The sequence below is a fragment of the Devosia albogilva genome, assembly GCF_042685625.1.
In the GTDB taxonomy this organism is placed as follows: Bacteria; Pseudomonadota; Alphaproteobacteria; order Rhizobiales; family Devosiaceae; genus Devosia; species Devosia albogilva.
The window spans coordinates 3,511,198-3,532,749 of the sequence record NZ_JBHUNP010000001.1; the positions used below are offsets into that span (position 1 = coordinate 3,511,198).

A 21,552-nucleotide genomic window follows, 5' to 3' on the forward strand; every position below is an offset into this window, starting at 1 on the left:
GCGGGTCGAGCTCCAAGGCCAGTTGCTGAACCTTCTGCTCGCCGAACCGGCCCAAGCCGGGGCCATTCTGAAGCTGAAGGTAGAAGCGGTTACTCCGCAGATACGGCTATCGGTGCAACCACCGCCGGCCGCGGCTGGGACGGCGGCACCGACCGCCGGCGCACAGCCTGCCGCATCCCTTGCTCCGGCCTCGGGCCCGACCTCACAACCCTTGCCGCCCCCTGCCACCCAGGCTCCTGCCGTTTTGGCCCCGGCTGCGGCACCTGTATCACCCCAAGTCGCTGCTCCTGTGGCGACGCGTGTCGAGGTGGCGGGCGTGCCCGCCGGAACCGGACAGGCGCCGGCGGGGCCGTTGCCGACGGCCGTCAGCCCCGACTCGAAGGGTGCCGCAGCCCAGAGTGCAGTCGCGCCAACCGCAGCAGGTGCCGCGGCCAGGGCACTGACCACGAGCCAGGTTCAGGCTCCAGTGCTTGCAAGCGCGAACGGAACCACTCCGACCCCGGCAGCTGCGAACTTGCCAGCCTCGCCGACGGCTCTCCGACAGCCACCATCGTTGGTCGCCCCTGCAAGCCCCACTGCTTCCTCACCTGCCGCGACGCCGCCAAGCACAAGTCAAGCAGTCAACGCGGCGGCCACCACGCCGCAACAGGCGTTGGCCCAGATGGTCCAGGCGGCGCTGCCCCGCCAAGGCGCGGCGACGGCGCTGACTGCCACTCTGACCGCGCTGGTTGTGCGCACTGGTCTGCCGGAACCAGTGATGAAGGCGGCGCAACAGGTGCTGTCGAGCCGCATGGAGTTCGGTGGCGCCACCACCCTGACCGGTGCGGCACTGAAGCAGGCCGTGGCAAACTCCGGTGTGTTCTCGGAGGCTCGCCTTGCTGGTGCGACCAACGTACCTGCCGCAGATGGCAAGATGGCCCTGCTGGCGCTGCGGGACGCGCTCGGCAAATGGCTCGGAACCAGCCAGCAACCGATCGCGGCAGCGGCCCCTGTGCCGCCACCGGTCCGCGGCATGACGCCCCGCGCGCGAGTGCCGGATCTGCAACCCGCGGCTGCCCCCGATCCTGCGGCCTCCATCGAAGAGATCGGCCGTCAGGCGCTCGATCGCAGCGAGGCGGCACTAGCACGACTGCGTCTTCATCAGCATGCTGCGCTTCCCGATGCGGATGGGCGACCTGCGCCGGCCATGACACTCGACCTGCCGGTCATGGTCGGGAGCTATCAGGCGCTGCTGCATCTGCAGATCCGCCAGGAGGCGGAGAGCCGGGAGGGCGGCCCGGCCGAGCGCGGATGGCAGATGCGGTTCGCCATCAACCTCCCCGCGATGGGCGAAGTCGGGGCGCAGGTGTCGCTCCGGGCCGGCAATGTCGGCGTGATGCTGTGGGCAACCGAGGAAGCCACTGCCGCGGCTCTGCAGGCGGAGATCGAACTGCTCCGTTCCGGTCTCGTTGCCGCGGGGCTCCAACCTGGATCGTTGCTGGTCCGGCATGGCGAACCCGCGCCGCCGCCGACCTCCTCTCCAAGTCAGCACCTGCTGGATGCGCTGCGATGAACGACGCTCGGGCTCCACGCGCGCTCGCCGTTGCGCTGCAGTACGAGAAGGGCACAACCGAGGCACCGCGCGTGGTTGCCAAGGGGAGGGGGCTGCTTGCCGAGCGCATCGTGGCGTTGGCCGAGGAACACGGGGTGGTTGTCGAGACCAACCCTGTGTTGGCCGAAGCATTGAGCGGGATAGAGCTCGATGACTCCATTCCCATCGAGTTGTACGAGGCGGTGGCGGTGGTGATCGGCTATGTGTTGCGGGTCAATTCCAGCCGCTGATGTGTTGCAACGTGCTGCGTGCCTGCCCATTTCCCCCTAGTGCAGCAAGGGAGTGCGACATGGCCAACCAGCAGGATTCCGACGCCATCAACGGCCTGTTCGACCGCATCGAGGACGTTGCCGGGCGCAGCGGCCCTCGCGATCGCGACGCCGAGACCCTGATCCAGGAGCGGCTGCGCCAGTATCCGCCCGCGCCCTATTACATGGCACAGACCATCCTCGTGCAGGAGGAAGCGCTCCGCCATGCGCGCCGCCGAATCGAGGAGCTCGAGGCTCGCGGCAGTCGCGGCGGTGGATTTCTCGGCGGCCTGTTCGGCGACGACGAGCCTGAGCAGCGACCAGCACGTCGCGGGCCCTGGGACCGTGGCGAAGAACAACGCCGCCCCTATGGCACAGGCGGCGGGGGCTTCCTTGCCGGAGCGGCGCAGACCGCCCTTGGCGTGACCGGCGGCGTGCTGCTCGGCAGCGCCATCGCAGGCATGTTCACCGGGGGTGCGGAAGCCGCGGAACTGCCGCCGGAAGAGCCTGCCGACACCGGAGCCGAAGACTTCGGTGGTGACGATATGGACTTCGGCGGCGGCGACTTCGATATTGGCGGAGAGTTCTAGTCTGAGCGGCGCGGGCCCGGATCGTCAGAACGTGCCGGGTCTGCGCTTTTCGTAGAACTCGTTCCCGCCCGCCTCGAGCACGTAGTACATATTGTTGTAGGGGAAGCGGAGCCCGGCCGTGTGGAAGTGCTGGGCGTTACGCACGCCTGGATGGCGGGCGCCGCGCAGCACCTGATCGGCGACCTGTGCCGCCAGAACGGCGCCACTGTCGGTCATTTTGCGGGTGAGCACACCCTGCGCGAACTGGTTCTTCTGCCCCACCACGCCGCAGACGCTCTTGGGATAGCGCGGGTCGTTGACCCGGTTCATCACCACCGTGCCCACGGCGAGCATGCCTTCGGCACTAGAGCGATTGGACTCAAAGTACATGGCGCGCATCATGCACTCCTTCTCGGAGAGCTGCGCCATGCCGAAATTGATGCCGAACAGGCTACAGCCGCCCAGTGATACGGTGGTAACAGCGACGGCGGCGAATCGGCATAGCGTGCGAGCGAGGGAGCTGGAGCGCATGGGATGATCCGTTGCAGTGATGCAATACGGATCAAATTTGAACCATCAGGCTTAAGGGCGGCTTGCCTCGGAAGGTAAACGAGCCGTTAGCGGCGGCTGCTGCGCCGAAACAGGCTCGACAGCAATGCAACAGTGCCAACCGCCACCAGGAACGGCACCGGGTCCCTCTGCACGGCGCGGCCAGCGGAACGGGCATGGCGGCCGAGTTCTTCGGTGGCGGCGGGCAGTTGCCGGCCGAGATCGCGCACCAAGGCCGACGCATGGTGCTGCAGGTCTCCGTAGCGATGGCTGCCATAGTCCTGCAGAGCATGCGCGAGTTCGCCGACATCCTCGCGCAAGCGGGCAATACGTTCGCCCAGCACGTCCGCAGCTTGCTCGCGGCTATGCTCGATGACCTTGAGGGCCTTGTGGGTGGGGGCCATGATGACGCTCCTCATGCCGTGTATGGCCGGTCAACTCGCCTGCGGCACCGCCGGTTCCGCCACAAGAATTGAGCGCAGAGGGCTTGGATTTCGTGCCATTGTCCCCCATGTCCATCGTTCATCGCAGGGAGACCGCCGTGGACAAAAGCCGCGCCCGCCTCGACCGACTGTTCAACCGCCTCGAGCGGCGCGTGCCCTTCGCGGCGCGCTGGCTTCAGTACCTGCGCCGTCCCCGCTCCCGCTGGTTCCGCATTCCGCTCGGCATTCTGCTGATCTTCGGCGGCATCTTCAGCTTCCTGCCCGTGCTGGGAATCTGGATGCTTCCCCTCGGATTGCTCCTGCTGGCACTGGATCTGCCATTCCTGCAGGGACCGGTGAACAATTCGGTGCTGCGCGGCACCCGGAAATGGAGCACCTGGCGGCGCTCCCGCCGCAACAGCCGCAACACCGACTAGGGCAGGCGCCCCGCGGCGACCTCGGCCTCGATCTGATCGACAACGGTTGCGAGCTTCTGGTCGATCACACCCAGATATTGGGTCCAGTCGGACAGCTTCTGCAGCTCCTCGGCGCCATCCGAGATGCCGCGCAGGGCAATCAGCGGCACCCCGAATACCTGACAGGCGCGCAGGATCGCGAAGGTTTCCATGTCCACCATCTCCGCATCGACCGCGTCATAGGCGGCGCCGGACACGACATTGGCGCCGGTGGAAAGCCGGGCCTGCTGCACGCCTGGCAGGTGCGGCGACAACGGCAGCACCGCCGGCAGCCCCGACATCGGCGTCTCGCCCTTGGGAAAGCCGAGCGCGGAAGCATCCATGTCGCGGTAGGAGACACTGCTGGCCTGATAGACCTCTGCCTGCACCAGCGTCCGCGATCCGGCGGAGCCGAGCGAGACCACCAGTGCCGGGAAGTCTCCGCGCGCCTGGCGATCGGCAAGTTCGCGGGTGACGGCAACGGCGGATTCCACCGGGCCGATGCCGCACATCAGAGGGCTGATGCGGGCGCGAAGCGCTGGGCCGTATTCGGGCTCGGCGGCCATGACATAGAGAATGCTCATTTGTGATCGAATAGCAGTCCGGCGGCGGCTTGCCAAAGCCAGAGCTTACGCTTTCGTTAAGTCCTGGGTGACAATCTGAGTCACGCGGCACCAGAAGGCGCCGTACATGGGACCAAGGGGAAGAAAGTGCGTTTCGCCGTGATCGAGGGCAGCAGGGAATGGACCGAGCCGACCAGGCCGGCCCTGCGCGACATGTCCAGGTCGTTGTCGGTCGAGGATGTCGAGGCAGAGGCGCAGCGGCGCCTCAGGGCCGTCCGTCTCGACGAATGGCGCACTCGAGAGTTCATCACCGGGCGCCCGATGCCCGACGAAGTGCGCCACTATGCAATGCAGGTGGAGTTTGCAGCACAGGCGATCAGCCGGCTGCTGCCGATCCCGGGCGACTTCAACAGCGACGTCTACTGGCCGCGCGCCCTGGGATAGAGGCGGCACCCTCCGCCGTGGCGGAGGGTCGCTTTGTCAGGCAGCCTTGCGGGTGCGGGCCGGCCGCTTGCGGGCGGGTTTCAGGCTCTTGGCCGTGTCCGCCGCCAGTTCGGCGACAGCCTTGAACCAATACACCTGATCGGTGCCTTCCGGGCGGCCATCGGCCTCCCAGAGCTGATAGGCGCGTTCCTTGATCCGGTCTTCCATGTCTCACTCTCCGAGCCGCTATCGGCGCCTCCGATGCTGACCGCGTATGGTTGACGCGGGGTAAATGGGCGTGGCGACGTGATCATGCCGCGCCAGATCGTCTGCGGGACCGTGACAGCCGACGGGTGGCCGTGGCAGGTTCGTCAGAGGAGGATTTCGCATGAGCTTTCGCGCACTCGTCACCGACCGGGATGAAGCCGGCACGGTCGCCTCGTCCGTCGAGCAGATCGAGGACGATCGCCTGCCAGAGGGGGAGGTGACGGTCGATGTCGAATGGGCCGGCCTCAACTACAAGGACGGGCTCTGCCTCACCGGCAAGGGTGGGCTGGTGCGGACCTATCCGCATGTGGCGGGCATCGACTTCGCAGGCACGGTGCAGGAGAGCTCGGACGGGCGCTATGCCGCCGGCGACGCGGTGGTGCTGACCGGCTGGCGCGTCGGGGAAACGCATTGGGGCGGGTACGCCGAGCGGGCGCGGGTGAAGGCAGACTGGCTCGTGCCGCTGCCGCAGGGGCTCACCACGCGCGACGCCATGGTCGTCGGAACGGCCGGGCTGACCGCGATGCTGGCGGTGCAGCGGCTGGAAGGGGCGGGCGTGACGCCGGACAAGGGTGACGTGCTGGTTACCGGTGCGTCCGGTGGGGTGGGATCGATCGCGGTCAGCCTGCTGGGGCGGCTCGGCTATCGCGTGGTGGCCCTGTCGGGGCGGCCGGAGCATGGCGAGGCGCTGCGGCGGCTCGGGGCCAGCGAAATCCTGTCGCGCGACGACTTCCTGGCGCAGCCGGACAAACCGCTCGAGTCGGCACGCTGGGCGGCGGCGATCGACAATGTCGGCGGTGCCGTGCTCGGCAAGCTGCTGAAGCAGATGCAGTATGGCGGGGTGGTCGCCGCCATCGGCAATGCCGGTGGCATCGGGCTCGAGACCAATGTGCTGCCGTTCATCCTGCGGGCGGTGACGCTGGTGGGCATCGACAGCGTCATGCAGCCCTACGAGGCGCGGATTGCTGCGTGGCAGCGGATCGCCGAGATCTTCGACCTCGATGCCTATGGTGCGCTGGTCGAGGAGATCGGGCTCGGGGAACTGCCGGCGGCGGCGGAGCGGATCCTGGCGGGCCAAGTGCGGGGCAGGGTGCTGGTCCGGCCCCGCTGAGCCTCAGGCGGGCGTGGCTGCCGCAGTGGCGCCGCTGCTGTCGTCATCGTCATCCGGGGCACCGGCATAGGCGGCGGAGAGCTCGCGATAGTAGCGGGAGTTGAAGGCGAGGATCGTCACCATCAGCCCGAGCAGGCCGGCGACGGTGAACACCAGCGCGATGCCGCGGTCCGGACCGGTGCCGAACCAGTCGCCGATCATGTCGGCCCCGGCTCCGTCGGTCATGAACGGGATCACCAGGAACTGGGTCAGCGGCCCGATCAGGAAGGCGGTAAGCGGCGAGGCGGCCTGCTCCACTGACTGGGCGAAGCCGAACACCCGGCCCTGGCGTTCGAGCGGCACCACCTTCTGCAGCGTCGTGTGTTCGGCCGCCTCGGCATAGGGGCCGAGCAGCATCCAGACGAAGCATCCGGCCGCCAGCAGCCAGAATGAGGGCTGGATGGTGAAGACACAGCATACCGACCAGGTGATGACGTTCACCAGCAGCAGCGTGCGCAGCGGGTTCTTGCCGAGCCCTGTGCGCGAGATGATGATGCCGCTGAGGATGAAGGCGGTCGAGAGCACGCCGAAGGTCAGGCCCCAGACTTCCACCGACACCAGCGACAACCCGTAGGCGTCGAGCAGCGCCATGAACACGCCGCCGAGGAAGTTGTTGAAGGTGGCAAAGAAGATCAGCGCGAACAGCCCCGGCACGGCGCCGATCACGCGGACCGTGCCGGCGATGTCCACGCGCTTCGGCTCCGCCTTCTCGCCTTCTGCCGGTTGCGGCCTGCCTTCGTCGATGTGGACGAAGGCGAGGTGCAGGAACACCAGGGCGGTCGCCACCAACGCCAGGAGCAGGGTGGCGTGCATGCCGCCCCAGGCAACGAGAAAGCCGCTGATCACCGAGGTGGTGAGAAAGCCTATGCCGCTCACCATGCCGACCAGGCCGTTGGCCTTGTCGCGCTCGCCTTCGGGTATCAGGATGGTTACCAGTGTGGGCAAGGCGATGCTGCGGATATTGCCGGCAATGACGCCGAGCATCACCAGCAGCACGAACGCCCAGAGATAGAGGCCGTACGGGTCGGTGAAGGCGCCCTCAGGCGCAAACAGCAGCATGGTCATCGACGCCGCATAAAGGGCGAAGGAGACCACGCTCGAGCCCAGCATCGCCAGGCGCTTGGGATTATGGTCGACGATGGCGCCGAGCCAGATGCCGAACCCGGCCGTGAACACCAGATAGATGCCCGCCACCATGCCGGTCGCGAACACCGACTGGGTCTCGATAAAGATCCAGAAGGTGATCGCGAACCACACCGTGAAATTGGTGATGTTGGCAACGAGGTTGTTGGCCAGGATCTGGTGGAACGGGCGCATCGCGGTGCTCCTGCCTCGGCAGAGGGTAATTGTATCAGGCCGGCTGCAGCCGCGCATCCTCGGGCGGTGCGGCTGGCCGTGGGAAGGCGAGTGCCAGCACGGCTGCACCGAGCCCGATGGCTGCGGAAGCCACATAGAGCCAGTGGTAGTCGCCGAATGTGTCGAACAGCCAGCCGCCGCCGACGGGACCGAAGGCCATGCCGATGCTCGAGGTCATGGTGATGCCACCGAGCACCGTGCCCATCACCTGCGGGCCGAAATAGTCGCGCGCCAGCACGGCATAGAGGGGCATGACGCCGCCATAGGCCATGCCCAGCACCACGGCGAGCATGTAGAACTGGGTCAGTTCGCTGACATAGATGTAGCTGTAGATGCCGACCGCCTGCAGGACGAGCCCGCCGATGATCACGCGCTTGACGCCGACCTTGTCGGCGAGCACGCCGAAGATCACCCGGCCGAACAGCCCCGCCAGTCCCTCCACGCTGTAGATGCTGGCCGCCGCAAGCGCCGAGGCACCACAGAGCATGGCATAGCTGACGGTGTGGAAGATGGGGCCGGAATGGGCCCCGCAGCAGAGGAAGAACACCCCGGCAAGGATGAAGAACTGCGGCTTGCGCAGCACCGAGCCGACGCCCGTCGGCGCCGGATCGGCGGGCGCAACGTCGTCGGACTGCGCGGGGGCGTTGGCCAGTGCTGCCGGCGCGCGGCGGATCAAGAGGCTCAGCGGCAGGATAAGGGCAGTCGCCACGATGGCGGTCATCATCATCGCGTCGCGCCAGCCATAGCTCTGGATGAGGACGGTCGCGAGGGGCGTGATCACCATCGGGGCGACGCCGCCGCCCAGGGACACCAGCGATACGGCGAGGCTGCGGTTCTTGTCGAACCAGGCAATCGTCGTCGCCATCAGCGGCGCGAAGAATGCGCCGCCCGCAGCGCCCACGAGGCCGCCATAAGCAAACTGGAAGACGATCAGATCTGTGGCGCGGCTGGCGATGAACAGGCCGGTGCCGAGCATGGTCGCAGCGATCAGGATCACCGGCTTCGCGCCGATCCGGTCTGTCAGCGTGCCCCACAGGAAACCTGCCACGCCCATGACGATGAAGCCCACGGTCATCGCGCCCGAGATGCCGGCGCGCGTCCAGCCGGCCTCATCGGCAATGGGCTGCAGATAGACGGGGAGGGCGAACATCGCCCCCATTGCCACACAGGTGATCACCGCTCCCGCGGCCACGATCACCCAACCATAGTGCCGTTCCATTCCCTCACTCCTCCGGGACAATCTGCCCTCTCGACGGACAGCCTGTGTCAGTATCGACAAGTCGGCAGAAATTTTCTGCCACACCGCTTGCGTGACGCAATCGGTTTACCCAGATGCTATCTGCTTGTAAAGTGCAAGCACTCTAGAGGAGAGCCGGATACGTGGAGCAAAGATCAGGATGCCCGATCAACCTGACGGTCGAGGTGCTGGGGGATCGCTGGAGCCTGGTGGTGCTGCGAGACATCACTTTCGGCAACTTCCGCACCTACCGAGAGCTGCACGGCAATTCTCTGGAGGGCATCGCCACCAACATCCTGGCGGCGCGGCTAAAGCATCTCGTGGAGACGGGTTTTCTGACGGCCGCACCTGACCCCAACCACAAGCAGCGGACCATCTACAGCCTGACGGAACAGGCGATCGAGTTGGTGCCGATCTTCGCACATCTCGGCGCGTGGGGCGTCAAATACCGTCCGGTCAGCAAGGAGCTTGCTGCCCGTGCCATCGCGCTGGAGGCGGGCGGACCAGCGATGTGGCAGGCGTTCATGGACGAGTTGCGGCACCTGCATCTGGGCGCACCACGCCCGCAGCGCGACGTGTTGTCAGAACTGCAGGCGGCGTATGAGCGTGCGGTGGCGGACGGCGAAGCCGCCACCTGAAACTCACACCGAAGCTTGTGTCAGTTCGGCTTGGTGCTGGGCTGATTGGCCTGGATGATCTCGCGCAGCTGCTTCATGAGCGTGCGACCGGTGATCTGGCTGACGGAGTATCCCTCGGCGCCAACTGCGGACTTGACCGCATAGGTGGTGCTGAAACGGCCCGACCGGGCAAGTTCGAAGGCGCGCTCGAGCGCAGTCTTGTTCGGTTCCATGCAGCCACACTAGCAGCCAGAAACAAGAAAGGCCACCGCGGGGCGGTGGCCTTTCAAATTGCTCACCTTTTGCAGGTGATTAGTCGAGCAGCGCGAGGTTGGTCGCGGAAACCTTGCCGTCGCGGCCGGTCTCGAGGTCATAAGAGACCTTGTCGTTCTCATAGAGGCCATCGAGGCCCGAACGCTGAACGGCGGAGATGTGGACGAAAGCGTCCTTGCCACCGGACTCCGGCTGAATGAAGCCGAAACCCTTGGTGGTGTTGAAGAACTTCACAACGCCTTTGTAGGTCGACATGAGATGTATCCTGGTTGGCTCGATGCAGTAGCGAACGAGCAGTTACCTCAAATGAGGCGGGTCAACGTTCGCATTGAAGCAGGTAGCCAAGGACCGGATCATCCGGCAGCAGCCAGCCGACTTAGGCTGAAACGTATGCCGGGAACATGACACCATACCGTGACAGAAACAAGGCAATTCCCACGAGCCCGTGATCAGAAGATTTGCCCCAATGCGCCAATGTGCTTTGCTGCCGGCATGTGCAACGACTACGAACAGCATGTAAAATACGCCGAATACCTGCGGGCACTGGCTGCGCTGGAACTCGCCGGATCGGCGGAGGACGAGCCAGCGTTGACCGTCGCGGACGACATCCGCATCGGGGACACCGGGCCGGTGCTGCGCGCAAGAGGCAACGGCGTCGAGCTGGTGCCGATGCGTTTCGGCTTTCCGCCGCCCCGCCCGAAAGCCGGGCCGGTGTTCAACTTCAAATCCGACGGTCGCAGCTTCGCCGATTCTCGCCGCTGCGTGGTCGTGCTCTCCGGCTTCTTCGAGTTTACCGGCACCAAATACCCCAAGACCAAGCACCGCTTTGCCCTGGTGGACTCGGCGGTGATGGGGATCGCGGGACTGTGGAGCGAAGACAAGAGCGGAGCGCTGAGCTTCACCATGCTGACGACGGAGCCCGGGCCGGACGTGGCGCCGATCCATGACCGTCAGGTCTGCGTGCTGCGGCCCGAGGAATGGGCGGCGTGGTTGTTCCTGACCAGGCCGGAACCAGAGCTGCTGAAGCCACTGCCTAGGGGCAGCCTCACGGTGGATGTGGTTCGCGAAGGGAAAACGTAGCGCTACTCGCCCTGGACTTCGGTCACGTCCAGCGACATGTCGCGCGACAGCCTGCCGAGATCGTCGGAAATGGCAGCGGCCGCATCCTTGAGGATCGGCGCGAAGCGCGAGCACGCTTCCTGCTCGGAGCTGAAGGCGGAGGTGAAATAGGTGAGCCCCAGGCTGGCCAGGACCCGCCCCTCCTGGCTGATGATCGGCACGGCAATGGTGTTGGAATTGCGTGGCTCCACCATGGACGAGCGGGTGGCGTAGCCGGCCTTGCGGATCTGCGCCAGCAGCCGCTTCACCTCGTCGGGATGATGGCTCAGACCGTCTTCGGCGTCGTCCGAGCGGCGCAACACGTCGAGGATCAGGTCCAGTTCCTCGGGTTCGACGAATGCGATGTAGCCAAGGCCCAGCCCGCGGGTGAGCAGCTTCAGCCGCCGGTTGACCGTGCTATGGAAGGGCGAAATCGGACTGTCGGGCACGGTGCTGAAGCGCACCACGACGCTGTCGTAATCGGGCAGGGCAATGGCAATGGGCCACTTGTGCTTGCGGGTGATGGCCATGGCCCAGGCGCGGCCGGCTTCGACCACCAGCGGCCCTTTGTGGTACCCCGAGCTCAGCGAGGTGACCATGGCGCTGACCTGGTAACCACCCTGACGCGCATCGTTCTCGGCGTAGCCTGCTTCCTCGAGCGTCTTCAGGATACGGACCAGCGTCGGCTTCGGCAGTCCGGTGCGGGCGTGCAGCTGCGCGATCGTGTTGATCGGCTGCTGGTTGAGCTCCAGCAGCACCTGCAAGGCGCGCTCTACCGATCGAATCCCCACGCTGTCCTCCCTGCCGCACGGTTGGTTCCGTGCTGCGAAACGGGAGGGACTATAGGTTGAGACGCATGGGCGTCAACCGTACCTCCGAACGCAGATCAGCAGGAGACGACCATGGGCGAGGCAGAGCAGTCACAGCGCAACCGCGAGGAGGTGCGCCGCCTGATGGCCCGGGTGGATGAGGCGGTGGCTGCGCGCCTGCTGCGCGGAGCGCTCGACCTCCACGTGCATTCCGGTCCCTCGACCATGCCGCGGCAACTGGACCATCTGGAAGCTGCGGAAGAGGCGGCGGCTGCGGGCATGCGCGCTGTTCTGTTCAAGGACCACCACTATTCGGTAGCGCCGTTCATTCCGTTGATGGACCGCGTGCTGCAGAAGCCCGAGTTCTCGATGTTCAGCGGCCTTGTGCTCAACAACTCCACCGGGGGTTTCGACCCTTATGTGGTCGACGCGCAGCTCAAGATGGGCGCCAAGCTCATCTGGATGCCGACGGCCCAGTCGGCCAACCACATTCGCAGCTCGCATCGCAAGACCAGGCTGGCGTCCAACGTGAAGCTCGCCAGTTCGCCGCTGCTGACGGTGGTCGACGAACTCGGCAACATCATCGACCCGGTGAAGCGCATCCTCGACATGATTGCCGAGTTCGACGTCATTCTGTCGTCGGGGCACCTGCATGTGTGGGAGATCTGGAAGCTGTTCGACGAGGCGCGGGCGCGCGGGGTCAAGCGGCTGCTCATCAACCACCCGATGTACGGGCTTCACTTCACCTATGAGGATATCCGCGACTTCGCCAATCTCGGCGTGATCGTGGAGTGCTCGGCGGCGATGTATGTGGACTCCCGGTTCAACGTCTATTCGCCGCAGGAGCTGAAGGAGCACATCGAGGCTGCTGGCGTGGCCGCTTCCTCGATCGGCTCCGACCTCGGTCAGGTGGACAATCCGACGCCGGTGGAGGGCATGCGGCAGGCGATCAAGCTGTGCCTGGCGCTCGGATTCAGCGAGGACGACGTGCGCACCATGGTCACCCACAACCCGGCCAAGCTCGTGGGCCTGGCCGCCTGAGATGCGCATCATCACCACGGATGGCTTCGGCGGCCCTGAAGTGCTCAGGGTCGGCGAGGCGCCGCGCCCGGTGCCTAGGCCGGGCGAAGTGCTGGTGCGGGTGGTGGCTGCCGGGGTGAACCGGCCGGACGTACAGCAGCGGCGTGGGCTGTATCCGCCACCACCAGAAGCCTCACCGATCCTCGGGCTCGATGTTGCCGGGGTGGTGGAGGCGGTCGGAGCGGAGGTCAATGGGCTCGCGCCTGGCGACGCGGTCTGCGCGCTGGTGAATGGCGGCGGTTATGCCGAGTTCGCCGTGGTGCCGGCCGGTCAGTGCATGCTGGTCCCGCGAGGGCTGAGCTTCATCGAGGCGGCCTCCCTGCCGGAAGTGTTCTGCACCGCCTGGAGCAACATCGTTTGGCTGGCGCAACTGGACCAGGGCGAGACGCTGCTGGTGCAGGGCGGATCGAGCGGCGTTGGACTGGCGGCAATCCAGATCGCCCGTCACATCTGCAGCGCCAAGGTCTTTGCCACCGCCGGCAGCGACGAGAAGCGGCAGGTCTGCCTGGAGGCAGGCGCAGCGGCGGCACTCGATTATCGAGGTGCCTGGGCGGAGGAACTCCGCGGGTTGACCGGTGGTGCAGGCGTCGATGTCATCCTCGATGGGCAGGCGGGGCCGAACACACAGGTTCAACTCGATCTGCTGAAGCGCGGCGGCCGGCTGGTTTTCATCGCCAGCCATCAGGGCGAGACCGCCGAGGTGAACATCCGCCAGTTGGTGCGGCGGCATCTCGTGGTTGCGGGCTCGACATTGCGGCCCCGCTCGACGGCCTACAAGAGCCGCCTGGCGCGGGAGCTGGTGGAGCGGGTCTGGCCAGTGCTCGAGGACGGACGGATCCGGACCCGCCTTCACGCCGCGCTGCCGTTCGAGCAGGTACGCGAGGCGCACGAAATCCTCGATGCCAACCGGCAGATCGGCAAGGTCGTGCTGGTGGTGGATGGGGAGCTCGGCGCCAGTGTCCCGGCGCCGAGCGTTGGTTAGCCGTTCGGCATAGGGTAGTCGTCGGCGTTCAGCACCCAGCCCGGCTTCAGCGAGAAATCCATCCGCGGCGGCGAGAACAGATCGACGAGCTGGTTCACGCCGGCGCCTTCTGCCGTGGTGGTGTGGATCGACGGCGGCGGGATCACGCAGATCGACGGAGACTCGCAGTAGAGGTGCTCGTCCTCGCGCCAGACGTTCATGTTGGTGGTCCACGGCCAGCGCAGGTGGTGGGTGAAGGCTCCGGTCAGTGCCAGCGACACCTGCTCGAAGTCGTCGTGGTGGTGCGGGGAGACGTTGTCGCGGGCCCGCGGGCCGTTGCGGGGCGTCAGGTAGTTCACCATCATCGTGGTGCAGCGGTAGATGCGGCCGAAGCGCGAAGGGTCCTCGGGCACGTCCAGCGTGTACCACTTGAGCCGGAGCCCGCCGGCAGGCTCGGGCCACGGCTGGAACGGCGGCACGTTGGGGTGCTCGCCGGGGAACGCCTCGGCGTTGGAGGCGGCCTCGGCGAGGTCCGTGGACTTGTAGGTGACCAGCCGGATGATGGTGCCGGAGGTCAGCATGCGGATGGCGCTGCGGCCCGGCGGCACGAAGGCGACGCTGTAGCCGGGGACTGTCTCGGTGCCGTGCTCTGTGGTGATCTCGACCTGCGTCTCCCGGTCGGGGATGATCACCGCGTACTCGTCGGGCTGCGCCGCCCGCTCGAACACGCCGCCCTCGCAAGCCTTGCTGTAGGCGACGACGAGGTTCTGCGCCCGGCCGATCCAGGTCTCGCCATTGCCGTCGCTGAGCTGTGGCCGGGTGCCGTAGAAGAGCTCCAGCTGCGAGCCGAAGAAGCTCCCATGTGTCCTGGTGGCGCTCTTCTGCTGGGCTGGCGCGAGGGTGGATCGTGGATCGCTCGAATTGTACATGGCGGTCTCCCTTGGATGTGTGTCAGGCCGGACGTGGCGCCTGTTTCTTGAGGCCGAGGATTTCGCGCGCCTCGCCTGGCGTGGCGATGCGGCCGCCGAGGTCGCGCACGAGGCGCACGGCCTTCTCGACGAGTGGCCGGTTGCCTTGGGCGAGCACGCCCTTTTCGAGATAGATGTTGTCTTCGAGCCCGACCCGGACATGGCCGCCGAGCAGCCAGCTCTGCGCCAGCATCGGGAACTCCCAGCGGCTCACCCCGAAGGCGCTCCAGTGCGTGCCGGGGGGTAGGAGGCTCTTGAGATAGGCGAGCGTCTCGGGGGTCGCGATCGCGCCGTAGCGGATGCCGAGCACGATCTGGAAGAAGGCTGGGGCGGCGAGCTTTCCCTGCTGGATCATGTGGTTGGCGAGCTGAATGTCGCCGCTGTCGAACACTTCCAGTTCCGGACGGACGCCGGCAGCCTGGATGCGCTCGGCCATGATCTCGACATTGGCCGGCGTGTTGATGACGACCGAATTGCCCGAATACATGGTGTTGAAGTCGAGGCTGCAGAGCTCGGGGCGCAATTGCTCGACATGCACCACCCGCGGCTCCGGCCGGATCAGCGTGGTGCCGGGGGCAGCGACGCTCGGCTCGTCCTCGCTGGGGATGAAGCGCTGCCCGGGGCCGGTGGTCAGGTTGATGACCACGTCCTCCTCGGCCGCGCGCAGGCGCTCCACCACTTCGCGATAGTGCGCCAGCTCCATGCTCGGCCGCCCATCGGGATAGCGCACATGGATGTGGACGATCGAGGCCCCGGCGCGCACCGCCTCGAGGCATTCTTCGGCGATCTGTTCCGGCGTGACCGGCAGGTACGGCGTCTGGTCGACTGTGGTGATGTTGCCGGTAACGGCACAGGTGAGAATGGTCGGTTCCGCCAAGTTCGGCTCCAGGCACAGTCGCAATGATGATGGCTGGTAGGTCCCACCCGAACTGCGCATCGGCAACTCGATTGCGGCGCCGTTTCGCGAGAGGGAACGGCAATCAGCGTTTCGTCTAGAGAAACAATGCCCGTTGCCGGTCGGTGCTGCCTGGTGCCCGTTCTAGAAGGGCCCGGAGAGGGAGACGCCATGACCGAAACGCGCCAGCACTTTTCCACCTTCCGCGAGCGACTGCTGCGCCGGGAGCGCCTGATCGGCACGTTCGTGAAGCTGCCGACCACCCAGGTCATCGAGATGCTGGGCGAACTCGGCTACGACTTCATCATCATCGACCAAGAGCATGCGGCGCTGGATCGAGGGATCACCGACCTGATGATCCTTGCGGCACGTGCCGCGAACCTGGCGCCGGTGGTGCGCATCCCCGAGTTCACGCCGTCCCACGTATTGTCGGCACTCGACTCCGGCGCCATGGGCATCATGGTTCCCCATGTCGCTTCGGTGGAGAAGGCGGAAGCGATTGCCCGCGCCAGCCACTATGGCGGAGGAGAGCGCGGTTTTGTCGGGGTCTCCCGTGCCAGCAATTGGGGCCGCGTCGGTTCGGTGCAGCACATGGAGCAGCAGGACACCCAGGTCGTGGTCTTCGCCATGATCGAGGACCAGCATGCCGTCGACGCTGCCGTCGATATCGCCCGCGTACCCGGTGTCGATGCGCTGTTTATCGGCCGCGGCGATCTCACCGCCTCGTTCGGCAAGGATCCGGAAGCGTCGGGCAAAGTAGCCGAGATCAGCCGGCGAGTCGCCGCGGCCGCCCAGGAGGCCGACGTGCCTCTGATGATGCTGCCCACCAGCCGGAGCGACTGCGAATTTGCGGTCTCGCTCGGTGCCACGGCGCTGGTATTGTCGAGCGATCACGGCTTCATCCGCACGGCCGCTGCTGCTGCGATCCGTGACATCGTCGTCTAGAGGAACAGCGATGCCTGCAGCAGATTTCCCGCCACTGGCGGTTCCGCGAACGGTGCTGGTCACCGGCGGCAGCAGCGGCATTGGTCGGGCCTCGGCGATGCGCCTCGCGGCACTCGGAGCCACGGTGGTCGTCGGCTACAACAGCCGCGCCAAACTGGCCCAGGAGGTCGTATCCGGCCTGGAGGGGACTGGGCACTTCGCACTCCGGATCTCGATGGAGCACAGCGACACGATCGAGGCGGCTGCGGCTGCGGTGGAGCAGCGCTTCGGCAGCCTCGATGCGCTCGTGAACTCCGGTGGCGCCACGACGCCGGTGCCGGCCGCCGACCTCACGGCTCTCACCGACGAAATCTTCGACCGCACCGTGACGCTGAACCTGCGCGGTCCTTTCGCCACCATCCGCGCCTTTCGGCCGCTGCTGGAGCGCGGGCAGGGGGCCGCGATCGTCAACATCTCCTCGATCGCGGCGCGAACCGGCACCGGCAGCAGCCTCGCCTACGTCGCAGCCAAGGCCGGGGTCGACGCCCTCACCAGTTCGCTGGCCAAGGTGCTGGCGCCGAAGGTGCGGGTGTTCTCGGTGTCGCCTGCGGGCGTAGACACCGACTTCGTGCCCGGTCGCAGCAGAGAGCAGTTGCAGAAAACGGCAGAGAAGCTGCCGCTTGCCCATGTCACCACGCCCGATGACGTGGCCCGGGCGGTGGTGGCCTGCATCGTCAATCTGACCAGCTCGACCGGCATTGTCGTGCCGGTGGACGAGGGACGACACCTTTAGCGGCGCAGCCGCTCCGCCTGACGGAACCCTCGTGGGCAAAGGCTTGCGAGACGGCAGTCCGGAGGCGTCTAGTGAGCGCGTGCTGTGGAGAGCACGGGGTAGGGGCAGGGATGAACAGTCTGAAATTCTACATTGATGGCGCGTGGGTCGACCCGGCCGTACCCGCCACCCTCGGCGTGCAGAATCCTGCCACTGAGGAGACGTTTGCCACCATCAGCCTGGGCTCGGCAGCGGATGTCGACCGTGCCGCCAAGGCAGCGCGACGTGCCTTTTCGACCTATTCCGAAACCACGGTCGAGCAGCGCCTTGGCTGGCTCGCCAGGATCATCGACGGTTTCCGCGCCCGCCTGCCGGAACTGGCGCGGGCGATGACCCTGGAGATGGGCTCGCCGATAACCTTCGCCACCGAGCGGCAGGCCACCGTCGCCCTGTTCCATTTCGAAGAGGCGGCGAGGGTTCTCGAGACCTTCCAATTCGAAGAGCGGATGGGGCCGGGGATCGTCCGGCACGAGCCGATCGGCGTTTGCGGGCTGATCACGCCCTGGAATTGGCCGCTGAACCAGGTGGCCTCCAAAGTCGCCCCCGCCATTGCCACCGGCTGCACCGTGGTGCTGAAGCCCAGCGAGATCGCACCGCTCAGCGCCATGCTGCTCGCCGAGATCATCCATGACTCCGGACTGCCCGCAGGGGTGTTCAACCTCGTCAATGGCGATGGTCCATCGGTTGGCGAAGCCATAGCCTCGCAGCCCGAAATCGACATGGTGTCCTTTACCGGCTCGACCGGCGCCGGGATCCGTGTCGCCACTCTGGCGGCACCGACAGTGAAGCGCGTGGCGCAGGAACTCGGCGGCAAGTCGCCGAACATCATCCTGCCCGATGCCGACCTGCGCGCGGCGGTGATCCAGGGCGTCCACGCCTGCTACACCAATGCGGGCCAGAACTGCCAATCGCCCACGCGCATGCTGGTACACCGTTCGCAGCGGGATGCTGCCTTCGACGCGGCATGCGCGGCCGTCGCCAGCATCCGCCTCGGCGACCCGCTGCTGCCGGAAACGACAATGGGGCCGGTGGTCAGCCAGTCTCAGTTCGACAAGGTGCAGAAGCTGATCCAGAGCGGTATCGACGAAGGCGCGACGCTGGTTGCCGGCGGCCCGGGCCGACCTGCCGAGATCAACCGCGGCTATTTCGTCCAGCCGACCGTATTCGGTGACGTCACCCCGCAGATGACCATCGCGCGCGAAGAAATCTTCGGGCCGGTGCTGTCGATCCTGAACTACGAGACCGAAGACGAGGCGATCGAGATCGCCAACGACACGCCGTTCGGGCTCGCCGGCTTCGTCCAGTCGAGCGACCCCGAGCGCGCCCGCAAGGTCGCCAACCGCATCCGCGCGGGCAGGGTCTACTACAACGGCGCTCCCTTTGATCGCAGCCTGCCGTTCGGCGGCTACAAGCAATCCGGCAACGGCCGCGAATTCGGCCTCTACGGCTTCCGAGAATACCTGGAAGTCAAGGCGCTGCTCGGCTTTCCGGCCTAGCAGCAGACGTAACGGGAGGGAGGAGAGCCCGTGAAGATTACACAGGATGCAGTCCAGGGCAGCTTGTTCCTGGGGATCGGCGCCACCGCACTCATCATCGCCCTCGGCTACCCGATGGGTACGCCGAACCGCATGGGGCCGGGTTTCTTCCCGGTGGTCATTTCCGGCCTCCTGACCCTTGTGGGCATCGCCATACTGGCGCGCGGTGTGATCACCTCGTCGGAGGCGATCCGCGTAACCCGCTGGTTACCGCTGGTGATCGTGCCGGGCGCCATCGTCCTGTTCGGCTTGCTGCTCGACGGCCTCGGCCTGCCCCTGGCAGTGCTGGTCCTCACCATCGGGGCGGCCACGGCCAGCGTTCGCTTCGCATTCGACTGGCGTGCAGTGGCTGGTGCCGTCCTGTTTGCCGCAATCTGCGGCGTCCTCTTTGTCAGAATGCTGGGCCTGCCCATCCCGCTGGTCGGGACCTGGGTGTCGGTCTTCGGCGCCTAGTCTCGCGAGGCCGATATGGACTTTTTCAGTGGCATTCTGCTCGGCCTGCAAACCGCGAGCACCTTCACCAACTTCGCCTACTGCTTTGCCGGCGTGCTGCTGGGCACGGCGGTCGGGGTGCTGCCCGGCCTCGGGCCCATCGCCACCATCTCGATGCTGCTGCCGTTCACCTTCGGCCTGCCGGTCGATACGGCGATGATCATGCTGGCCGGCATCTTCTATGGCTCGCAATATGGCGGCTCGACCACCGCCATCCTGATGAACCTGCCCGGCGAGGCGTCTTCGGTGGTGACGACGCTCGACGGCCATGAGATGGCCAAACAAGGCAAGGCGGGCAGGGCGCTTGCCGCCGCCGCGATCGGCAGCTTCTTCGCCGGCACGGTAGGCACGCTGTTCATTGCCATCGCCGGTCCGATCCTCGCCAGCTTCGCCCTGACCTTCGGCCCCGCCGAGTACTTCTCGCTGATCGTCCTCGGCCTTGTTACCTCCATGGTGCTGACCTCGGGCTCGCTGCTCACCGGCTTCGGCATGGTCTTGCTGGGCATGCTGCTCGGCATGATCGGCACCGACGTGAACTCGGGTGCTGCGCGCTACACCTTCGACTCGCCGAACCTCATGGACGGGCTCAACTTCGTGGTCATCGCTACCGGCATCTTCGGGCTGGGTGACGTGCTCGCCAATCTGGAGAACGAGCACTCCCGCGGCGCCAGCATTGCCAAGGTCAGTTCTCTGTTTCCCACCCGCGAGGACTGGAAACGCATGTTCGCGCCGATCCTGCGCGGCACGGGCCTCGGCGTGCTGCTCGGCGTGCTGCCGGGGGCAGGGCTGCTGCTCGCCTCTTTTTCGGCCTATGCGCTGGAGAAGAAGATGTCCCGCACGCCGCAGGAGTTCGGCAAGGGTGCCATCGAGGGCGTGGCTGCGCCGGAGGCGGCCAACAACGCCGCCGCTCAGACCGCCTTCATCCCCATGCTGACACTGGGCCTGCCGGGCACCGCCACCATGGCGTTGATGATCGGGGCACTGGTGGTGCAGGGGGTGCAGCCCGGCCCCGATATCCTGACGCAGCAGCCGGCACTGTTCTGGGGCCTGATCGTCTCGATGTGGTTCGGCAACATGTTGCTGCTGGCGCTCAACCTGCCGCTGGTCGGTATGTGGGCCAAGCTGATCTCGGTGCCCTACCACCTGCTGTTCCCGCTGATCTGCGTGTTCACCGCCATCGGCGTCTACAGCATCAACAACAGCAGCTTCGATGTCATGGTCATGGCTCTGTTCGGGGTGCTGGGCTACGTGTTCCGCAAGGCCGGCGCGGAGCCGGCGCCATTGATCCTGGCGCTGATCCTTGGGCCGATGGCGGAGGAATATCTGCGCCGCACCCTCTTGATCTCGCACGGCGATGCCAGCGTGTTCGCCACTCACCCGGTTAGCCTCGTGACGCTGCTGGTGTCGGCAGCGCTACTGCTGTCCATCGTACTTCCCTCCTTCCGCCGGGTGCGCGCGGAGGGTCTCCAGGAAGCCGACTGACGTCTTCGCCAGTCGGGCAGGTCAGCGCCTCCTCCCGCGGCCGCAACCAAGGCGCTGGGGGAGGAATTCGATGAGCATCGACGACCGGCGCCTGCAGGACCATCTCGACCGCGAGGCGCTGTTCGACCTCGTGCGCCGCGAACGCTTCGCCCGCGACCAGAGACGCTTCGAGGTCATGGCGAGCTGCTTCCATCGCGACGCCCATATCCGTACCAGCTGGTATGACGGCATCGGCGGGCAGGCCTATGTCGACGCTACCCGACAGTGGATGGGGCGCACCGGCAACAGCAAGCACTGGGTGTTTCCCGCCTTCGCGCAGATCCGCGGACACAGGGCGACGGTCGAGAGCCCGGCCATGATCTTCAATCGGGCCAAGATCGAGGGTGTCGAGGTCGACTTCCATGTCTTCTGCCGGTTCTATTCCCGCGCGGTGCGCGAGGAGGGGGAGTGGACGCTCGCGAGCTTCCACGTGTTCTTCGAGCGCGACATCATGCGCCCGGTTCACGCGGGCGATCCCCTGCCGATCGACCGGGCCCTGCTCGAGACGATGCGGCCGTCCTACAAATTCCTGACCTACATGCAGCACACCCGCGGCATCGCCGTGAACCAGGAGCTCCTGGGAGACGACCGGCTCGAAGAACTGGCCGCCTTTCATGCGCTGGAGGACCGCTGGCTCGCCGGCGAGGACCTGCCGGCTTAGTCGTTTCGGCGGATGGAACGCTGCCCGGGAGAAATTTCGGGGCAGCGGCAGTTGCG

At 66.2% G+C, this 21,552-nt stretch carries 27 protein-coding genes; 16 read left to right on the top strand and 11 right to left on the bottom strand.

Annotated features, from left to right (window positions below; translation table 11 throughout):
* Positions 1 to 661: 661 nt before the first annotated feature.
* Genes fliK through ACFSX5_RS17545 form a run of 3 tightly spaced genes read left to right on the top strand, consistent with a single transcriptional unit; the run spans position 662 to position 2,429 of the window.
* Positions 662 to 1,552 carry a flagellar hook-length control protein FliK gene (gene fliK, locus ACFSX5_RS17535; protein WP_386835683.1) on the top strand — a complete coding sequence of 297 codons (891 nt, stop codon included), beginning with the start codon at positions 662 to 664 and terminating at the stop codon, positions 1,550 to 1,552.
* Complete coding sequence (locus ACFSX5_RS17540) at positions 1,549 to 1,821, top strand: EscU/YscU/HrcU family type III secretion system export apparatus switch protein (protein ID WP_386835162.1); 273 nt, start codon at positions 1,549 to 1,551, stop codon at positions 1,819 to 1,821. The genes fliK and ACFSX5_RS17540 overlap by 4 nt, the downstream gene beginning before the upstream one ends.
* 59 nt (positions 1,822 to 1,880) lie before the next feature.
* Positions 1,881 to 2,429 carry a DUF2076 domain-containing protein gene (locus tag ACFSX5_RS17545; protein WP_386835163.1) on the top strand — a complete coding sequence of 183 codons (549 nt, stop codon included), beginning with the start codon at positions 1,881 to 1,883 and terminating at the stop codon, positions 2,427 to 2,429.
* A gap of 24 nt (positions 2,430 to 2,453) precedes the next feature.
* Here ACFSX5_RS17545 and ACFSX5_RS17550 read toward each other — a convergent pair whose 3' ends face one another.
* Positions 2,454 to 2,939 (bottom strand): cell wall hydrolase, encoded by a 486-nt coding sequence (locus ACFSX5_RS17550; protein ID WP_386835164.1) that lies wholly within the window; start codon positions 2,937 to 2,939, stop codon positions 2,454 to 2,456.
* An 86-nt stretch (positions 2,940 to 3,025) separates the two neighbouring features.
* A complete protein-coding gene (locus ACFSX5_RS17555) occupies positions 3,026 to 3,361 on the bottom strand; it encodes a hypothetical protein (RefSeq protein ID WP_386835165.1) in 336 nt (111 codons plus the stop codon).
* A gap of 137 nt (positions 3,362 to 3,498) precedes the next feature.
* Between ACFSX5_RS17555 and ACFSX5_RS17560 the strand changes: the two genes are divergently transcribed.
* A complete protein-coding gene (locus tag ACFSX5_RS17560; RefSeq protein WP_386835166.1) occupies positions 3,499 to 3,816 on the top strand; it encodes a hypothetical protein in 318 nt (105 codons plus the stop codon).
* On the opposite strand, the gene ACFSX5_RS17565 is transcribed toward ACFSX5_RS17560, so the two are convergent.
* On the bottom strand, positions 3,813 to 4,418 hold the full coding sequence (locus tag ACFSX5_RS17565; protein ID WP_386835168.1) for a 5'-methylthioadenosine/S-adenosylhomocysteine nucleosidase: 606 nt from the start codon (positions 4,416 to 4,418) through the stop codon (positions 3,813 to 3,815). The genes ACFSX5_RS17560 and ACFSX5_RS17565 overlap by 4 nt on opposite strands.
* 126 nt (positions 4,419 to 4,544) lie before the next feature.
* Here ACFSX5_RS17565 and ACFSX5_RS17570 point away from each other — a divergent pair, with 126 nt between their 5' ends.
* Positions 4,545 to 4,841 (top strand): hypothetical protein, encoded by a 297-nt coding sequence (locus ACFSX5_RS17570; protein ID WP_386835169.1) that lies wholly within the window; start codon positions 4,545 to 4,547, stop codon positions 4,839 to 4,841.
* A 36-nt stretch (positions 4,842 to 4,877) separates the two neighbouring features.
* On the opposite strand, the gene ACFSX5_RS17575 is transcribed toward ACFSX5_RS17570, so the two are convergent.
* Positions 4,878 to 5,048, bottom strand: coding sequence for a DUF2934 domain-containing protein (locus ACFSX5_RS17575; protein WP_386835170.1), 171 nt, complete (start codon positions 5,046 to 5,048; stop codon positions 4,878 to 4,880).
* Between the two features lie 160 nt (positions 5,049 to 5,208).
* Here ACFSX5_RS17575 and ACFSX5_RS17580 point away from each other — a divergent pair, with 160 nt between their 5' ends.
* Positions 5,209 to 6,198 (top strand): oxidoreductase, encoded by a 990-nt coding sequence (locus ACFSX5_RS17580; RefSeq protein WP_386835172.1) that lies wholly within the window; start codon positions 5,209 to 5,211, stop codon positions 6,196 to 6,198.
* A 3-nt stretch (positions 6,199 to 6,201) separates the two neighbouring features.
* Here ACFSX5_RS17580 and ACFSX5_RS17585 read toward each other — a convergent pair whose 3' ends face one another.
* Together ACFSX5_RS17585 and ACFSX5_RS17590 are read right to left on the bottom strand one after the other, a co-directional pair.
* Positions 6,202 to 7,554 carry an MFS transporter gene (locus ACFSX5_RS17585; RefSeq protein ID WP_386835173.1) on the bottom strand — a complete coding sequence of 451 codons (1,353 nt, stop codon included), beginning with the start codon at positions 7,552 to 7,554 and terminating at the stop codon, positions 6,202 to 6,204.
* A gap of 34 nt (positions 7,555 to 7,588) precedes the next feature.
* On the bottom strand, positions 7,589 to 8,812 hold the full coding sequence (locus ACFSX5_RS17590; protein ID WP_386835174.1) for an MFS transporter: 1,224 nt from the start codon (positions 8,810 to 8,812) through the stop codon (positions 7,589 to 7,591).
* Between the two features lie 161 nt (positions 8,813 to 8,973).
* Here ACFSX5_RS17590 and ACFSX5_RS17595 point away from each other — a divergent pair, with 161 nt between their 5' ends.
* Positions 8,974 to 9,468: a winged helix-turn-helix transcriptional regulator gene (locus ACFSX5_RS17595; RefSeq protein WP_386835175.1), complete on the top strand. Its 495-nt coding sequence runs from the start codon at positions 8,974 to 8,976 to the stop codon at positions 9,466 to 9,468.
* 20 nt (positions 9,469 to 9,488) lie between these two features.
* Here ACFSX5_RS17595 and ACFSX5_RS17600 read toward each other — a convergent pair whose 3' ends face one another.
* Both ACFSX5_RS17600 and ACFSX5_RS17605 read right to left on the bottom strand, forming a co-directional pair.
* On the bottom strand, positions 9,489 to 9,680 hold the full coding sequence (locus ACFSX5_RS17600; RefSeq protein ID WP_386835176.1) for a hypothetical protein: 192 nt from the start codon (positions 9,678 to 9,680) through the stop codon (positions 9,489 to 9,491).
* Between the two features lie 79 nt (positions 9,681 to 9,759).
* Positions 9,760 to 9,975 (bottom strand): cold-shock protein, encoded by a 216-nt coding sequence (locus tag ACFSX5_RS17605; protein WP_386835178.1) that lies wholly within the window; start codon positions 9,973 to 9,975, stop codon positions 9,760 to 9,762.
* Positions 9,976 to 10,194: 219 nt separating this feature from the next.
* Between ACFSX5_RS17605 and ACFSX5_RS17610 the strand changes: the two genes are divergently transcribed.
* Positions 10,195 to 10,800: an SOS response-associated peptidase gene (locus ACFSX5_RS17610; RefSeq protein ID WP_386835179.1), complete on the top strand. Its 606-nt coding sequence runs from the start codon at positions 10,195 to 10,197 to the stop codon at positions 10,798 to 10,800.
* 2 nt (positions 10,801 to 10,802) lie between these two features.
* Here the strand turns inward: ACFSX5_RS17610 and ACFSX5_RS17615 are convergent, their stop codons facing one another.
* Positions 10,803 to 11,609, bottom strand: a complete 807-nt coding sequence (locus ACFSX5_RS17615) for a DNA-binding transcriptional regulator (protein ID WP_386835180.1) — start codon at positions 11,607 to 11,609, stop codon at positions 10,803 to 10,805.
* A gap of 111 nt (positions 11,610 to 11,720) precedes the next feature.
* Between ACFSX5_RS17615 and ACFSX5_RS17620 the strand changes: the two genes are divergently transcribed.
* Both ACFSX5_RS17620 and ACFSX5_RS17625 read left to right on the top strand, forming a co-directional pair.
* Positions 11,721 to 12,668 carry a DUF6282 family protein gene (locus ACFSX5_RS17620; RefSeq protein WP_386835181.1) on the top strand — a complete coding sequence of 316 codons (948 nt, stop codon included), beginning with the start codon at positions 11,721 to 11,723 and terminating at the stop codon, positions 12,666 to 12,668.
* A gap of 1 nt (position 12,669) precedes the next feature.
* Entirely contained in the window at positions 12,670 to 13,689 is a 1,020-nt protein-coding gene (locus ACFSX5_RS17625) for an NAD(P)H-quinone oxidoreductase (RefSeq protein ID WP_386835182.1), read from the top strand.
* Here the strand turns inward: ACFSX5_RS17625 and ACFSX5_RS17630 are convergent.
* Positions 13,686 to 14,597, bottom strand: a complete 912-nt coding sequence (locus tag ACFSX5_RS17630) for a hypothetical protein (protein WP_386835184.1) — start codon at positions 14,595 to 14,597, stop codon at positions 13,686 to 13,688. The two genes, ACFSX5_RS17625 and ACFSX5_RS17630, sit on opposite strands and share 4 nt — an antisense overlap.
* Positions 14,598 to 14,619: 22 nt before the next feature.
* On the bottom strand, positions 14,620 to 15,513 hold the full coding sequence (locus ACFSX5_RS17635) for a BKACE family enzyme (RefSeq protein ID WP_386835185.1): 894 nt from the start codon (positions 15,511 to 15,513) through the stop codon (positions 14,620 to 14,622).
* A 189-nt stretch (positions 15,514 to 15,702) separates the two neighbouring features.
* Here ACFSX5_RS17635 and ACFSX5_RS17640 point away from each other — a divergent pair, with 189 nt between their 5' ends.
* The 6 genes from ACFSX5_RS17640 (at position 15,703) to ACFSX5_RS17665 (ending at position 21,496) form a co-directional block, all read left to right on the top strand.
* Entirely contained in the window at positions 15,703 to 16,476 is a 774-nt protein-coding gene (locus ACFSX5_RS17640; protein WP_386835186.1) for an HpcH/HpaI aldolase family protein, read from the top strand.
* 10 nt (positions 16,477 to 16,486) lie between these two features.
* Positions 16,487 to 17,248, top strand: coding sequence for an SDR family NAD(P)-dependent oxidoreductase (locus tag ACFSX5_RS17645; protein ID WP_386835188.1), 762 nt, complete (start codon positions 16,487 to 16,489; stop codon positions 17,246 to 17,248).
* A 110-nt stretch (positions 17,249 to 17,358) separates the two neighbouring features.
* Entirely contained in the window at positions 17,359 to 18,783 is a 1,425-nt protein-coding gene (locus tag ACFSX5_RS17650; protein WP_386835189.1) for an aldehyde dehydrogenase family protein, read from the top strand.
* Positions 18,784 to 18,813: 30 nt separating this feature from the next.
* The gene (locus ACFSX5_RS17655; protein ID WP_386835190.1) at positions 18,814 to 19,275 is read left to right on the top strand and encodes a tripartite tricarboxylate transporter TctB family protein; all 462 of its coding nucleotides are present in this window, start codon (positions 18,814 to 18,816) and stop codon (positions 19,273 to 19,275) included.
* Between the two features lie 15 nt (positions 19,276 to 19,290).
* Positions 19,291 to 20,796 (top strand): tripartite tricarboxylate transporter permease, encoded by a 1,506-nt coding sequence (locus ACFSX5_RS17660; protein ID WP_386835192.1) that lies wholly within the window; start codon positions 19,291 to 19,293, stop codon positions 20,794 to 20,796.
* 70 nt (positions 20,797 to 20,866) lie between these two features.
* Positions 20,867 to 21,496: a nuclear transport factor 2 family protein gene (locus ACFSX5_RS17665; protein WP_386835193.1), complete on the top strand. Its 630-nt coding sequence runs from the start codon at positions 20,867 to 20,869 to the stop codon at positions 21,494 to 21,496.
* Positions 21,497 to 21,552 lie beyond the last annotated feature (56 nt).

Coding starts and splice junctions, on each gene's coding strand:
- fliK (WP_386835683.1), top strand. CDS start 662: ATGGTCCAGGCGGCGCTGCCCCGCCAAGGCGCGGCGACGGCGCTGACT.
- ACFSX5_RS17540 (WP_386835162.1), top strand. CDS start 1,549: ATGAACGACGCTCGGGCTCCACGCGCGCTCGCCGTTGCGCTGCAGTAC.
- ACFSX5_RS17545 (WP_386835163.1), top strand. CDS start 1,881: ATGGCCAACCAGCAGGATTCCGACGCCATCAACGGCCTGTTCGACCGC.
- ACFSX5_RS17550 (WP_386835164.1), bottom strand. CDS start 2,939: ATGCGCTCCAGCTCCCTCGCTCGCACGCTATGCCGATTCGCCGCCGTC.
- ACFSX5_RS17555 (WP_386835165.1), bottom strand. CDS start 3,361: ATGGCCCCCACCCACAAGGCCCTCAAGGTCATCGAGCATAGCCGCGAG.
- ACFSX5_RS17565 (WP_386835168.1), bottom strand. CDS start 4,418: ATGAGCATTCTCTATGTCATGGCCGCCGAGCCCGAATACGGCCCAGCG.
- ACFSX5_RS17575 (WP_386835170.1), bottom strand. CDS start 5,048: ATGGAAGACCGGATCAAGGAACGCGCCTATCAGCTCTGGGAGGCCGAT.
- ACFSX5_RS17580 (WP_386835172.1), top strand. CDS start 5,209: ATGAGCTTTCGCGCACTCGTCACCGACCGGGATGAAGCCGGCACGGTC.
- ACFSX5_RS17585 (WP_386835173.1), bottom strand. CDS start 7,554: ATGCGCCCGTTCCACCAGATCCTGGCCAACAACCTCGTTGCCAACATC.
- ACFSX5_RS17590 (WP_386835174.1), bottom strand. CDS start 8,812: ATGGAACGGCACTATGGTTGGGTGATCGTGGCCGCGGGAGCGGTGATC.
- ACFSX5_RS17600 (WP_386835176.1), bottom strand. CDS start 9,680: ATGGAACCGAACAAGACTGCGCTCGAGCGCGCCTTCGAACTTGCCCGG.
- ACFSX5_RS17605 (WP_386835178.1), bottom strand. CDS start 9,975: ATGTCGACCTACAAAGGCGTTGTGAAGTTCTTCAACACCACCAAGGGT.
- ACFSX5_RS17610 (WP_386835179.1), top strand. CDS start 10,195: ATGTGCTTTGCTGCCGGCATGTGCAACGACTACGAACAGCATGTAAAA.
- ACFSX5_RS17620 (WP_386835181.1), top strand. CDS start 11,721: ATGGGCGAGGCAGAGCAGTCACAGCGCAACCGCGAGGAGGTGCGCCGC.
- ACFSX5_RS17625 (WP_386835182.1), top strand. CDS start 12,670: ATGCGCATCATCACCACGGATGGCTTCGGCGGCCCTGAAGTGCTCAGG.
- ACFSX5_RS17630 (WP_386835184.1), bottom strand. CDS start 14,597: ATGTACAATTCGAGCGATCCACGATCCACCCTCGCGCCAGCCCAGCAG.
- ACFSX5_RS17640 (WP_386835186.1), top strand. CDS start 15,703: ATGACCGAAACGCGCCAGCACTTTTCCACCTTCCGCGAGCGACTGCTG.
- ACFSX5_RS17645 (WP_386835188.1), top strand. CDS start 16,487: ATGCCTGCAGCAGATTTCCCGCCACTGGCGGTTCCGCGAACGGTGCTG.
- ACFSX5_RS17650 (WP_386835189.1), top strand. CDS start 17,359: ATGAACAGTCTGAAATTCTACATTGATGGCGCGTGGGTCGACCCGGCC.
- ACFSX5_RS17660 (WP_386835192.1), top strand. CDS start 19,291: ATGGACTTTTTCAGTGGCATTCTGCTCGGCCTGCAAACCGCGAGCACC.
- ACFSX5_RS17665 (WP_386835193.1), top strand. CDS start 20,867: ATGAGCATCGACGACCGGCGCCTGCAGGACCATCTCGACCGCGAGGCG.